Annotated in this window: 11 protein-coding genes; 9 read left to right on the top strand and 2 right to left on the bottom strand. The window is 66.8% G+C overall.

The window, feature by feature from the left end:
• Positions 1-8 precede the first annotated feature (8 nt).
• The gene (locus FBY36_RS05015; protein WP_142117605.1) at positions 9-263 is read left to right on the top strand and encodes a glutaredoxin family protein; all 255 of its coding nucleotides are present in this window, start codon (positions 9-11) and stop codon (positions 261-263) included.
• Between the two features lie 117 nt (positions 264-380).
• Positions 381-1,085 carry a redox-sensing transcriptional repressor Rex gene (locus FBY36_RS05010; RefSeq protein WP_142117604.1) on the top strand — a complete coding sequence of 235 codons (705 nt, stop codon included), beginning with the start codon at positions 381-383 and terminating at the stop codon, positions 1,083-1,085.
• Between the two features lie 65 nt (positions 1,086-1,150).
• On the opposite strand, the gene FBY36_RS05005 is transcribed toward FBY36_RS05010, so the two are convergent.
• Both FBY36_RS05005 and FBY36_RS05000 read right to left on the bottom strand, forming a co-directional pair.
• Entirely contained in the window at positions 1,151-1,984 is an 834-nt protein-coding gene (locus tag FBY36_RS05005; protein ID WP_142117603.1) for a hypothetical protein, read from the bottom strand.
• 223 nt (positions 1,985-2,207) lie between these two features.
• Positions 2,208-2,756, bottom strand: a complete 549-nt coding sequence (locus FBY36_RS05000; RefSeq protein WP_142117602.1) for a YceI family protein — start codon at positions 2,754-2,756, stop codon at positions 2,208-2,210.
• A 218-nt stretch (positions 2,757-2,974) separates the two neighbouring features.
• Between FBY36_RS05000 and FBY36_RS04995 the strand changes: the two genes are divergently transcribed.
• From FBY36_RS04995 to FBY36_RS04965, 7 genes are all read left to right on the top strand, one after another.
• A complete protein-coding gene (locus FBY36_RS04995) occupies positions 2,975-3,655 on the top strand; it encodes a histidine phosphatase family protein (protein WP_142117601.1) in 681 nt (226 codons plus the stop codon).
• A gap of 35 nt (positions 3,656-3,690) precedes the next feature.
• Positions 3,691-4,269, top strand: coding sequence for a TlpA family protein disulfide reductase (locus FBY36_RS04990; protein WP_142122496.1), 579 nt, complete (start codon positions 3,691-3,693; stop codon positions 4,267-4,269).
• Between the two features lie 9 nt (positions 4,270-4,278).
• Positions 4,279-5,034 (top strand): cytochrome c biogenesis CcdA family protein, encoded by a 756-nt coding sequence (locus tag FBY36_RS04985; RefSeq protein ID WP_142028950.1) that lies wholly within the window; start codon positions 4,279-4,281, stop codon positions 5,032-5,034.
• Entirely contained in the window at positions 5,034-6,842 is a 1,809-nt protein-coding gene (gene resB, locus FBY36_RS04980; protein WP_142117600.1) for a cytochrome c biogenesis protein ResB, read from the top strand. The genes FBY36_RS04985 and resB overlap by 1 nt, the downstream gene beginning before the upstream one ends.
• Complete coding sequence (gene ccsB / locus FBY36_RS04975) at positions 6,842-7,951, top strand: c-type cytochrome biogenesis protein CcsB (RefSeq protein WP_142117599.1); 1,110 nt, start codon at positions 6,842-6,844, stop codon at positions 7,949-7,951. The genes resB and ccsB overlap by 1 nt, the downstream gene beginning before the upstream one ends.
• A gap of 216 nt (positions 7,952-8,167) precedes the next feature.
• Entirely contained in the window at positions 8,168-10,339 is a 2,172-nt protein-coding gene (locus tag FBY36_RS04970) for an Hsp70 family protein (protein WP_142122495.1), read from the top strand.
• A gap of 37 nt (positions 10,340-10,376) precedes the next feature.
• Complete coding sequence (locus tag FBY36_RS04965; protein ID WP_142117598.1) at positions 10,377-12,485, top strand: LuxR C-terminal-related transcriptional regulator; 2,109 nt, start codon at positions 10,377-10,379, stop codon at positions 12,483-12,485.
• Positions 12,486-12,504: the final 19 nt, after the last annotated feature.

Here is a 12,504-nt window from a genome sequence, read left to right as displayed (position 1 = left end):
GTTAAGCCATGGCTACACCTCGCGTCGTCCTGGTCACCAAAGCTGACTGCCACCTTTGCGAGGAGGCGCGCGACGCCGTCGCCCGGGTCACTGCCACATTGGGCCTGACGTGGAGCGAAGAGCAAGTGGACAACCAGCCCGACCTGCGTGAGCGTTATGCCGAGGAAATCCCCGTAGTGCTGGTGGACGGCGTGCAGCGCGACTTCTGGAAGATCGACGAGGCCCGCCTGGAACGCGTGCTGCAGCGCGCCATGGCCCAGTAGGGGAGCGGCAGTGACATCAGATGCCCGGATGCCGCGGGTTTTCGATGGCCCGGGTTTTGAAGCCATGAGCGGCAGGGACCTAGAGTGGACTCACAACGCGATGCAAGGGAGGTGCGGGTGACATCCCTGGGTTCAACGCCCCAGCCTGTCCCGGACCTTCCGGATGCCACGGGCCCAATCGCCAAGCAGATACCTCCTGCCGCCGTGGCCCGGCTGACCATTTACCTCCGCGCCCTGAACACCTTGCTGTCCGAGGGCGTGGAGCGCGTTTCCTCCGAGTCCCTGGCAGAAGCCTCAGGCGTCAGTTCCTCAACACTGCGCAAGGACTTGTCGCATGTGGGGTCCTACGGGACCAGGGGTGTTGGCTATGAGGTGCAGTACCTCAGCCGCCACATTGCCGCTGCCCTGGGACTGACCCACGACTGGAAAGTGGCCATAGTGGGCGCCGGCAACCTGGGCAAGGCGCTGGCGCGCTACGGCGGCTTTGAATCGCGGGGGTTCGATGTGGTGGCCATCTTCGACGCCGACCAGATGGTGGTGGGCAACGAGGTGGGATGGCTGCGCGTCAGCGACGTGGCAGACCTTGAAACCGTCCTGCACCGTACGGGGGCCAACATGGTGGTGCTGGCACTTCCTGCCGCGGTGGCCCAGGGGGTGTGCGACCGCGTGGTGGCGGCAGGCGTGCACAGCGTGCTGAGCTTCGCACCAGTGATGCTGCAGGTTCCCGAAGGCGTGAACCTCCGCAAGGTGGACATGGCCACCGAACTCCAGATCCTGGCCTACCACGCGCAACGGGCCCAGACGCCAGGGCAGACGGCCTAGGAATTTAAATCAGGCGGCCCGGGATGCGATGCATCCCGGGCCGCCTGATTTCAGCGCTGGTACCGCTACCGTCCGTACGGATTGCCGAAGCCGCCCGGGTACGGGTTGGCGAACGGCTGCTGCTTCCGGAAGTACGGGGCGGCCCCGGGAAGGTAGAGCAGCACGATGGCCGCGATTCCCAGGAGCGTTCCGATTGTGCCCAGGCTGGGGGGACCGAAGAGGCCCAGCACTGACAGCGCAGCGAACACCGTGCCCAGGATGCGCGCCCAGTTCTTGCCCTTCCGGACAAAGAAGGCCACCAGCAGGTAGAGGGCCACGCCGATGATCGCGAACACCACCAGGGTTCCGGCAATGACTCCCTGGATGTCGTCATAAGTGACTCCGGTGGCGCCGCCGGCCTCCATCTGCTGCTCAAAGGCCTGCCGGTAGGCGGGGTCGTCCAGCTGGCTGAGGCCGGTGAGCATTGCGACGACGAAAATGACGGCTGACGCAATGAGCAGCCAGAAGGAGATGTTCACCAGCTGCGGGATTCCCTTGGCGCCGGCGGGTTGCGGCTGCTCCGAGGGGTACTGGCCATACGGCGACTGCCCGTATTGGGGCGCATTCTGGCCGTAGCCGGGAGCCTGGGGTGCATTCTGCCCATATTGGGAGCCGTACTGGGGAGGGTTCTGCCCATACTGCGGGCCATTCTGGCCGTACTGCGGCGCTGCCGGCGGCTGGGAGCCGTACTGCGGCGTGTTCTGGCCGTACTGCGGGGCATTCTGCCCATACTGCGGCGCGTTCTGGCCGTAGCGGGGCTGCTGGTCTCCGGACTGGTTGCCGGCCTGGTCATGCCCCGGCTGGCCGTTGCCGGAATGGGGGTCCTGGGGCGCGGGTGGCGGGACGGGAGGAGTACTCATGGCGTTCCTTCTGCAGGTTGGGATCCGGGTAGGCTGCCGGGAATCGGTCCTCTGCCTTCCCCCCAGCATGGCTTAAGTCCACCGTACCCCCGGCAGGCGGCGTTGTGGGTGATTCCAACGCTATTGCCGCAGGTGGTTGCCGTTAAGCAGTTGCCGTTAAACAAGGGACCCCGGCGCCAGGCGGGTTGGCCTGGTGCCGGGGTTTGCCCCTGAGGGGGTGAAATTATGCTGCGGGAGCGATGAAGGCGAGTTCCAGGTTGATGGCAACCTTGTCGCTGACCAGCACGCCGCCGGCTTCCAGGACCGCGTTCCAGGTGAGGCCAAAGTCCTTGCGGCTGATGGTGGTCTCGGCGGAGACGCCGGCGCGGGTGTTGCCGAACGGATCAACGGCAACGCCGTTGAATTCGGTTTCCAGGGTCACCGGACGGGTGACACCCTTGATGGTCAGGTCGCCGGTGAGTTCGTAGCTGTTGCCCTTGGCCACCAGGCCGTTGGACACGAAGGAGATCTCGGGGAACTTCTCCACGTCGAAGAAGTCCTCGCCCTTGACGTGGCCGTCGCGGTTGACGTCGCCGGAATCGAAGCTGGCGGTCTGGATGGTGGCGTTGATGGTGGAGTCGGCAACCTCCTGGGCCAGGTCCAGGGTGGCGGCGGCTTCCTTGAACTGGCCGCGGACCTTGCTGATGCCGGCGTGGCGGACCGTGAAGCCGATCTCGCTGTGGGAGTTGTCCAGGGTCCAGGTACCGGTGGTGACGTCTGCGGGAAGTGCCATGATGTTGCTCCTTGTATAGGTATGTGGCGCTGGTTGTTCTACTGTTGAACCTTCATCTGTTGAAGCCTCAACTAACTTGCTGCATCAAGTATAAACATGCATTTGCATGTTTTGTTCCCGGCTCCGGAACATTTCTTCAAAAACTTCAGTTCTACTGTTTGTAGAAAGCATGTGCGGAAGATTTCGGATCGCACGCCATCTTTGAGAAACTGGTAAACATGCCCCAAGCCACTGTCCATCTGCTCCGCCACGGCGAGGTCCATAATCCCGACGGCGTTCTCTATGGGCGGCTTCCCGAATTCCACCTCTCCGAACTGGGGCAGGAGATGGCCCGGACGCTCGCAGAACACTTTCGGCAGCGCGCCGAGCTCGGCGCCCGCATCACCTACCTGGCCGCCTCCCCGCTCGACCGTGCGCAGGAGACTGCGCGGCCGACGTCGGAAGCCCTGCGCCTGCAGATCCACACCGATGAGCGAATCATCGAAGCCGAAAACTACTTCGAGGGCATGAAGGTCACCAAGGCCGAGCTCCGGCGGCCGCGCCACTGGCCGCGCCTGCTCAACCCGCTGCGCCCGTCGTGGGGCGAACCGTACAAGCGGCAGGCCGCGAGGGTGGCCGCCGCTGCACAGGACGCCCGGCTGCGGGCCATCGAACTGGCTGCAGGCGACTTCGGCGCCCGGGGGCCCGAGGCCATCCTGGTGAGCCACCAGCTGCCCATCTGGACGGCCCGGCTGAGTGCCGAAGGCCGGCCCCTGTGGCACGATCCGCGCAAGCGCGAGTGCACCCTGACCTCCGTTACGTCCCTGGTGTTCGACGACGACGGCTCGCTTTTGCGGGTCGAGTACAGCGAACCCGCGGCATCCCTTCTTCCCGGTGCCGCCAGCACCCCTGGAGCCTGACCGTGAGCAGCAACAACCTTCCCTCGCGCCGGAGCATGCTCGCTGCCGGCGGCTTGGCCCTCACCGCACTGACCCTGGGCCTGTCCGGCTGTGCCCAGGAGGATGCGCTGGCCAAGCAGGCCAAGGCGGGCGACAACAAAAACTATGTGGCGGGTGACGGCTCCGTGACCGAGTTCGCCGCGGCGGACCGTAAGGAAGCCGTGCAGATCCAGGGTGCGCTTTTCAACGGCACCGCAGTAACCCCCGCCGACTTCCAGGGCAAGGTCAGCGTCCTGAACTTCTGGTTCGCCGCCTGCGCCCCCTGCCGGGTGGAGGCACCGCTCCTCGAAGAACTGCACCAGGAGTTCAAGGACCAGGGTGTCCAGTTCTTCGGCGTCAACCTCCGGGACGAAAAGCCCACGGCGGAGGCGTTCGAGAAGACCTTCAATCTGACCTACCCGAGCTTTGACGACAAGGACGGCAGCGTCCTGCTGTCTGTGTCCGGCCTGGTGCCGCCCGGCGCCGTGCCCACCACCCTGGTCCTGGACAAGCAGGGACGGGTGGCCTCGCGCGTCCTCGGCGAGATTGAAAAGGGCACCCTGAAGGCCCTCATCAGCGCCGCCGTGGCCGAGTAGGGCGGGACCGTGAACAGCCCCTTTGCTGAAGCCATCCTCAGCGGCTCCATCCTGCTGGCCATTCCGGTGGCACTGCTCGCCGGACTGGTCTCCTTCCTGTCCCCCTGCGTCCTTCCACTGGTTCCCGGCTACCTCGGTTACGTCACGGGCCTGAGCGGCGTGGACCTGCAAAAGCAAAAGCGTGGCCGCATGCTGGCAGGGATCGGGCTGTTCGTCCTCGGCTTCTCGGTGATCTTCGTCCTGCTGGGCGGCGCCTTCGGCCAGCTGGGCACCCTGATCACCGGCAGCCAGAACGCGTGGATCACCCAGCTCCTGGGAGTCCTGGTGATCATCATGGGCATCGTCTTCATGGGCGGCTTCAGCTGGCTCCAGCGGGACGCGAAGATCCATGCCAAACCACCGGCCGGGCTCTGGGGGGCGCCGTTGCTGGGGCTGACCTTCGGCCTGGGCTGGGCGCCGTGCATCGGACCCACGTATTCAGCCGTCCAGCTGCTGAGCCTTTCCGGCGGATCCTCGGCGGCCAAGGGCGCCTTCCTGGCGTTCGTCTACAGCCTGGGGCTGGGCATTCCGTTCCTGTTGATCGCGCTGGCCCTGCGCCGGGGGATGGGCGTCATGGCGTTCTTCCGCAAGCACCGGCTGGCCATCCAGCGGACCGGCGGCGGAATCCTGGTGGTGCTCGGGCTGCTGATGGCCACCGGCGTCTGGGGGACCTGGGTGACAGGGCTGCAGTACTGGTTCCAAACCGACGTGAAGTTGCCGATCTGATGAGCGAGCGTGTGAACGTAAAGAAGAAGCAATCCGACCCCGTTGCGGAAGCAAAGGCCCAGGCCGCCCTTCCGGCCCTGGGGCCCAGGGGCATGCTGCGGTGGGCCTGGACCCAGCTGACCAGCATGCGCACGGCGCTGTTCCTGCTGCTGCTCCTCGCCGTCGCCGCCGTCCCCGGCTCCCTGTTCCCGCAGCGGCCGGCCAACCCGGCCGTGGTGACCCAGTACATCAAGGACCACCCGGACTACGGCAAGCTGCTGGACTCCCTGCAGCTCTATGATGTCTACTCGTCGGCCTGGTTCTCAGCGATCTACCTTCTGTTGTTCATCTCGCTGATCGGCTGCGTGGTGCCGCGCGCCATCGCCCACTACAAAGCCATGCGCTCCCAGCCGCCACGCACGCCGCAGCGCCTCTCCCGGCTGCCGGAATACGGCACCCTGGTGATTCCCGCCGGAGCCGGGATCCCGGCGTCGGACGCCATCAACGGTGCCGCGGGGCTGCTGCGGAAGCGCGGCTACCGGGTTGAGGTCCGGGACGCCGGCGGCAACCGCCCGTCGCTGGGGGCCGAGCGCGGGTTCATGAAGGAAGTGGGCAACCTCGTCTTCCATACCTCGCTGATCGGCGTGCTGGTGGCCGTGGCCGCGGGCGGCCTGTTCGGGTACAGCGGCCAACGCATCCTGGTGGAAGGCGACACCTTCGTGAACACCCTGGTGGGCTACGACCAGTTCAACCCGGGCACCAACTTCCAGTCCAGCCAGCTGCAGCCGTACTCGCTCCAGCTGGACAAGTTCAACATCACGTTCGACCGCGAATCCAGGGGCAAGTTCGGCCAGCCCATCGACTTCGCCGCCACCGTCACCACCAAGGAAAACCCGGACGCCCCGCCCAAGCAGGAAATCCTGAAGGTCAACGATCCCGTGACCCTGGGCGGGACCAGCATCTACCTCACCGGTAACGGCTACGCACCGGTGGTGACCATCCGGGACGGAGCCGGCAACGTGGCCATGCAGGGCCCCGTGGTGGCCAAACTCCAGGGCGATAACTACTACTCCTCCGTGGTCATCAAGGTGCCCGATGCCCAGCCGGACCAGCTGGGCTTCGTGGGCTTCTTCCTGCCCACCGCGTTCGTGACGGACAAGAATGTCTCCTTCAGCGCAGACCCGGAGCTGTTCAACCCCCAGCTGACCCTGAACTCCTACTACGGGGACCTGGGCCTGAACAGCGGCGCCCCGCAGAACGTCTTCGAGCTGGACGTCAAGGACCTGACCCCGCTCAACGCCAGGAACCTGGCCGCCGGCGGCATCACCCTGGCGCCGGGCTCCACCTACACGCTGCCGGACGGCAAAGGCACCATCAGCTTCGACGGCGTGAAGCGGTACATCGGCGTGGACATCCACCACAACCCCGGACAGGCCTACGCCCTGGTCTTCGCTTTGCTGGCCGTGGCCGGCCTCATCCTCTCGCTCTACGTCAACCGCCGGCGCGTCTGGGTGCGGACGGGCACCGCTGACGACGGCCGCACCATGGTGGAATACGGACTCCTGGCCCGTGGCGAGGACCACCGCCTGGCCGGCGAGGCAGCAGCCCTCCGGAAACTCTTCGCCACCGAGTGGCAGCTGCCGGAAGACACCGACCCTGAAGGCTCTGCGTCCCAGGACCTTGCCTCTGAAGTCCTTGCCTCTCAAGGCGATGTCCAGTCCCAGCGAACTCCCAGCAGGGCAAGCGATAATGTCGCAGGCTCCGCCGACAATGCCGCAGGCCCCGTCACCACCCCAGCAGGCCCCACCGGGCCCGAAAAGGACCAGTAATGCCATTCGGAATCAACGAAACCATGGGCCAGTACAGCGAACTCTTCATGCTGCTGGCGGCGGGTACCTACACCGTGGCCTTCATCGCCTTCGCCTGGGACCTGGCCAAGAGCAGCAAGGCGCTGCGCGCCGTGGACCTCAAGGCCGCCCAGGCAAGTGCTGCCGCCAAGGTCCCGGTAGCCGCCGGTGTTGCTGCCGGGGCGGGGGAACCCGAAGGATCCAGTGTCGAGTCCCGCCTGGACGGGCCGGCAGGCCGGGCAGAGCGTCCGTCGTCGTCCGCTGCCAAGACCGGCCGCGCAGGAACCGGCGGCGTTGTAACGGCTGACGGCGACATGAAGTACGCTGCGGAGCGCCGGGTTCCGGCACGGGTCGCCGTAGCCGTAACCACCCTCGCGGCCGTCATCCACGGCGCCGGCGTGGTCACCAGGGCACTGGGCGCAGGCCGCGTGCCGTGGGGCAACATGTATGAGTTCCTCACCACCGGCGCGTTCCTGGTGGCGGCCGTGTTCCTGCTCTCGCTGATCCGCCGCGACCTCCGCTTCCTGGGTACCTTCGTGGTGGGCCTGGTGGTCATCATGCTGGTGGCTGCCTCGGTGGCGTTCTGGACCCCGGTGGGCCACCTGGTTCCCGCCCTCCAGAGCTACTGGCTGGTCATCCACGTTTCCATCGCTGTGCTGTCTTCGGCGCTGTTCACGCTGACCTTTGCCATGTCCGCACTGCAGCTGGTGCAGTCCCACCGGCAGAAGACCGTGGCGGCAGGCGGCGCCGACAAGCTCGGCTTCATGCGCCTGGTGCCGTCCGCGCTGAGCCTGGAAAACCTTTCCTACCGCATCAACGCCATCGCCTTCATTGGCTGGACCTTCACCCTGATGTTCGGTGCCATCTGGGCCGAGAAAGCCTGGGGCCGGTTCTGGGGCTGGGACACCAAGGAAGTGTGGACCTTCGTGATCTGGGTGGTCTACGCCGGTTACCTGCACGCACGTGCCACCCGCGGCTGGACCGGAACACGCGCAGCGTGGCTGTCGATCGTGGGCTACCTCTGCGTGATCTTCAACTTCACCATCGTGAACCAGTTCTTCAACGGGCTCCACTCCTACTCAGGCCTCTAGGGAGGATCATCAGGCCCTTGGAACAGGGCCTTCCGGCCCTAAAAACCGGGGTTTTTTGAACCCGAAACGGGTGACGGCACTCAGTTACGGCTACTGCCCGGTAAATAACCATTCGATGTACCAACAGGGGTGTTCCCCGGTCCTTCGGTAATGCTACGTTTGTGACGTTCCCTGTGATGAAGCTTGCAGGTGAAACACCAGCTTTCCGAGGTACCCATGAGCTACGCTCTCGCCGTTGACGTCGGGACCAGTTTCACGGCAGCTGCCGTTGTTCGATTTCACCACGGTCCCTCCGCCGTGCCCGAGTGCCTGCCCCTCGGTGCGCGTGGAGCCTCCGTGCCGTCCGTGGTGTACTACCCCGAGGAAGGCGCGGTCCTGGTGGGCGAGGCCGCGGAACGCCGCGGACTGGACTCGCCCGAACGCGTAGTGCGGGAATTCAAGCGCCGGATTGGCGACGACGTCCCGTTCGTCCTGGGCACCCTGGCGCTGCAGCCGGAGGACGTCTTCGCCACCATGGCCCGTTGGGTGGCGGACCGGGCCGCCGAACGCGAGGGGGGTCCGGCGTCGGCCGTTTTCCTGACCCACCCCGCAGCCTGGGGCAGCCACCGCCTCTCAGTGATCCGTGATGCCCTCGCCGCACATGGCCTGGAGAAGGTCACCCTCCTTCCCGAACCCGAGGCCGCAGCCCTGCACTACGCATCCCAGGTGCGGGTGGAGGAAGGCAGCACCATTGCCGTGTACGACCTCGGCGGCGGCACCTTCGACACCGCCGTGCTGAGGAAGTGCGGCAGCAGCCGCTTTGAGCTCCTGGGGCGCCCGGAGGGCATCGAAGACCTGGGCGGCGCCGACTTTGACGCCGCCGTCTTCCGTTACGTGGCGGCGCATACAGGGAACGCGCTGGAAGGCCTGGACACCAGCGATCCGGCGGTGCTGGGGGCCCTGACGCGGTTGCGGCGGGAATGCGTGGAGGCCAAGGAAGCACTCTCTGCGGACAGTGAAGCCAGCATTCCGGTGCTGCTTCCCGGCGTCCAGCAGCAGGTCCGCATGGTCCGTTCAGAGTTCGAGGCACTGATCGAAGAGCCCGTGCGGGAAACGGTGGAAGCCCTGGAGCAATCGCTGGCCCAACTCGACCTGGAGCCGGCAGACCTGTCCACGGTGCTGTTGATCGGCGGCTCCTCCCGGATTCCCCTCGTGGCCCAGGTGGTGTCCGAGGAGCTGGACCGGCCCATCGCCGTGGACGCCGATCCCAAGTCCTCCATCTGCCTGGGAGCCGCCGTAGCGGCCGTCCTTGCCCACGCCGCAGCTGAAGCAGTCGAATCCCAAGCGGCAGTCACCGAAGCGGACGCCGCAGAGGCTCCATCCGCCGTCGTACTCTCTGACATGCCACCCGCGCCAACCGGCCCGGCAATGCCCAGCTGGTCACGCAAATATACGACGGCGGCAGGTGCGCCTGCAGGGCCAGGCACCGTCCGCGGTGCACGGCACGGTGCCGGGGGCGCGCACGCTCCAAAACCTACCGTCCGAGTGACCGCTGTTGCCGCGGCCGCCGCTCTCCTGACGGTCCTCACGGCTACTGCCGCCCAAAGCCCGGACGGCTTCGGCAGCCTGACGGCCATGTTCGTGCCGCAGGCCGGTGCCAGCACTACGGGCGGCTCAGTTGGCGCAGATGCAGCCGGTGCCGCCGAGGCCGGTGCCGGGGAAGCAACAACGGCAGCGGCGGTCCCCGGACCCTTTGCAGGCGTCGAGGCCAGCGCCAGGAAACCCCTTGCCGCAGAGCCTGGACTGGAAGCAGCTGCCGCACCCCCCGCCGGGCAGGCAGCCGGCGGTGAAGGGCCGGGGCCGGGAAGCAGCGCCATTGCGGACGGACCTGTCGTGGCAGGCGGAGTTGCCGCCCCCGATCCACTCGCCGGTTCCGGTGGGACGCCGGACGGGTCAGGGACTGTTCCCGGGGCCGTTACCGTGGATCCCGCCTCCCCGTTGGACACCCCTTCCGGAACTCCTTCGGACACCTCCTCCGGGACCCCTTCGGACACCGCTTCCGGGACTCCGTCAGGCACCGATTCAGGCACTCCGTCCGGGACCCCTTCGAATACCCAGGAGCCCGGCGGTTCAGGCGAACCCACGCAGAGCTCAGGCACCGAAACTCCAACCGGTTCCGGGACGGGTGACACCACCACTCCTCCTGCGACCGATCCGTCCACAGGGGAAACCACCCCGCCCACCTCGCCGGACAGCACAAGTCCAACATCTGACCCGAATCCCTCGACGACCCTAACGGAGGTGGCCGTGGAAGCTACGTCATTGCCGCAAGAGACACCGCTTGAGCCCGCGTCCCCTTCTGTTGAAGCAGCCGTGGAAACGGCCCCGACCACCTCTCCGGCGGCCTGATATGGATGGGCAGATCCACGGAGCGGAGCTTCAGGACATGCAGCATCAGAACGGGCAGTATCAGGACGTGCAGTTTCAGCGGGAGGAACACCTGGAGGCTGCGTTCGCAGGACCGGAGGACCAGGGGCACCCGTTGCACGCCGCCGAGCTGATGGCCAGGCAGCTGAAGGGCACCAACGCCGTGGTGCGGGAGCTGCTGCTGGCGCTGTCGGTGGGTTTCGCCCTGCCGGGGCCGCTGCCTGCGGACCTGCAGCAGAAGTTCGGCAACGGCGGGGTGGAGGACCTTGATGCCCTGGTGGACCGGGCAGAGGCCGCCGGGCTGCTGAGGCCGGACGGCACTGTGGTGGGGACGGCGCAGCACGCACTGCTGGCCGCCACACCCATTGCCAAGGTGCACGCGCTCCAGCGTGAGCTTGTGGGTGTGTTCACCTCGACGGGACAGCGGCTGGGAAGCCTTGCCCGCGAGCTGGCCCGTGGAGGACTGTCTGACGCCCGAGTGGCCGCTGAGCTCGAGCTGGCCGCGGACAGTGCATTGGAGCACAACCCCAGGCTCGCGTCACAGCTCTATGAGGAGGCCCTCCTGGCCGGCGCCGATCCGGTGGCGACGGCAGCACGGCGCGCACAGGCGGCAGCCGGCGATGGTGAACTGGATGCCGCTGCCCGCACCATCGACACGCTCCTGGTCAGCACCGAACCGCAGGATGCCCGGCGGGGTGCGGACGTGGCCGCCTCCGTGTGGGCGCAACGGGGGATGCTTGCACGCGGAGCCGATGTCTACAGCTGGTTGGGGCCGGAACGGGTGGGCGTATCGGCGCCCCTTGCCGCCGTTGTCCTGATAGGAGTCGGAGACCGGGACGGTGCGGAGGCGTTCTTCCAGCCCGGGGCGCCGGCAGCGTCGCCCACCCTCCTTGCCGCCACCCTGGTCCAGACCGGCCAGGGAGTCTTTGCATCCCTGGGAGAGAAGCCGCAACAGGGCATCTCCGTGCTGATCCACGCCTCGGACATGCTGAACTCGGCAGGAACATCACTTCCGCTGCCGGAGACGCCAGCCGCCCTGGCAGCCCTGCTGGCCTTGCATACCGGTGAGCCGCACCTGGCGGAAACCGTCTGCAGGGCTGCTGTTGCTGCCGGGCAGGGCGGCAATGCCGCACAACCAAGGCTCCTGTTGCTGCAGGCCTGGGCGTGCATGATGCAGGACAAACTCGAGGATGCCCGGCTGGCCGCCACGGAAGCCGCCAAGGTCAACCACTGGCCGCTGGTCCCGCGGGACGAGTTCATGTGCGCAGCACTCGAGGTGGGTCTCGCCCGGCGGAACGGCGACGTTCCGGAACTCCTCAGGGCGTGGGAACGGGCCCGCGAGGCCATGCTCCATACCTCGGTGGACCTCTACAACCTGCTCCCGTGGGGAGAACTGCTGATCGCTGCTGCCCGCCTGCGGGAGACGCGGCGCGTGGCGCACTACCTGGAAGAGGCATGGAGGCTGCTGGGCCGCCTGGGCGAACCGGCCCTGTGGGCCGTTCCCCTGCATTGGGCGGGCGTCCAGGCCGCGCTGCTGAATGAAAGCCCCGCCGATCTTGCCCCGCACGCAACGGCACTGGCGCGGGCCTCCGCCCACAGCCAGCTTGCCGCAGTCCTGGCCACTGCGGGAAAAGCCTGGGTATCGGTGCTCGCCGGCCGCTTCCGCACCTCTGATGTGGAGGGTGCGGCCAGGCTGCTCGGTGCGGTTGGAATGCCCTGGGAGGGCGCAAGGCTGGCAGGTCACGCCGCCGCACGTGCCGACGAGCGGCGGGACATGATGCGCCTGCTCTCCTGCGCACGGGACCTTCACCCGCAGGGCAGCCCGGCCGGCGGCATGTCCGGGGCCGCGATTCAAACAGGAACCGCTGCCGAGAACGGCGGCAGGGCGCACCAGCCGGACGGCTCTGGTCTGAGTGAACGCGAAAAGGAAGTGGCCAGGCTGGTGCTTGAGGGCAAAACCTACCGTGAGATCGGCGAAGCCATCTACATTTCGCCCAGGACGGCAGAACACCACATTGCCCGGATCCGCCGCCGCCTTGGCGCCGAAAACCGGTCCGACCTGCTGGCCCGTTTAAGGGTGGCCCTCGGCGTTGAGAACTCCCAGCACCTGAACCCGCAACAGGAGTAGTCCCTAATGCCCCTAGCAG

This window comes from Arthrobacter sp. SLBN-122 (assembly GCF_006715165.1).
GTDB lineage: Bacteria > Actinomycetota > Actinomycetes > Actinomycetales > Micrococcaceae > Arthrobacter.
Note: the sequence above shows the minus strand (reverse complement) of the source record. Positions and strands in the feature narration are given on the sequence as shown.

What these genes read in the sequence shown, in the direction of transcription:
- FBY36_RS05015 (WP_142117605.1), top strand. Translation starts at nt 9, where the DNA reads ATGGCTACACCTCGCGTCGTCCTGGTCACCAAAGCTGACTGCCACCTT.
- FBY36_RS05005 (WP_142117603.1), bottom strand. Translation starts at nt 1,984, where the DNA reads ATGAGTACTCCTCCCGTCCCGCCACCCGCGCCCCAGGACCCCCATTCC.
- FBY36_RS05000 (WP_142117602.1), bottom strand. Translation starts at nt 2,756, where the DNA reads ATGGCACTTCCCGCAGACGTCACCACCGGTACCTGGACCCTGGACAAC.
- FBY36_RS04995 (WP_142117601.1), top strand. Translation starts at nt 2,975, where the DNA reads ATGCCCCAAGCCACTGTCCATCTGCTCCGCCACGGCGAGGTCCATAAT.
- FBY36_RS04990 (WP_142122496.1), top strand. Translation starts at nt 3,691, where the DNA reads ATGCTCGCTGCCGGCGGCTTGGCCCTCACCGCACTGACCCTGGGCCTG.
- resB (WP_142117600.1), top strand. Translation starts at nt 5,034, where the DNA reads ATGAGCGAGCGTGTGAACGTAAAGAAGAAGCAATCCGACCCCGTTGCG.
- ccsB (WP_142117599.1), top strand. Translation starts at nt 6,842, where the DNA reads ATGCCATTCGGAATCAACGAAACCATGGGCCAGTACAGCGAACTCTTC.
- FBY36_RS04970 (WP_142122495.1), top strand. Translation starts at nt 8,168, where the DNA reads ATGAGCTACGCTCTCGCCGTTGACGTCGGGACCAGTTTCACGGCAGCT.
- FBY36_RS04965 (WP_142117598.1), top strand. Translation starts at nt 10,377, where the DNA reads ATGCAGCATCAGAACGGGCAGTATCAGGACGTGCAGTTTCAGCGGGAG.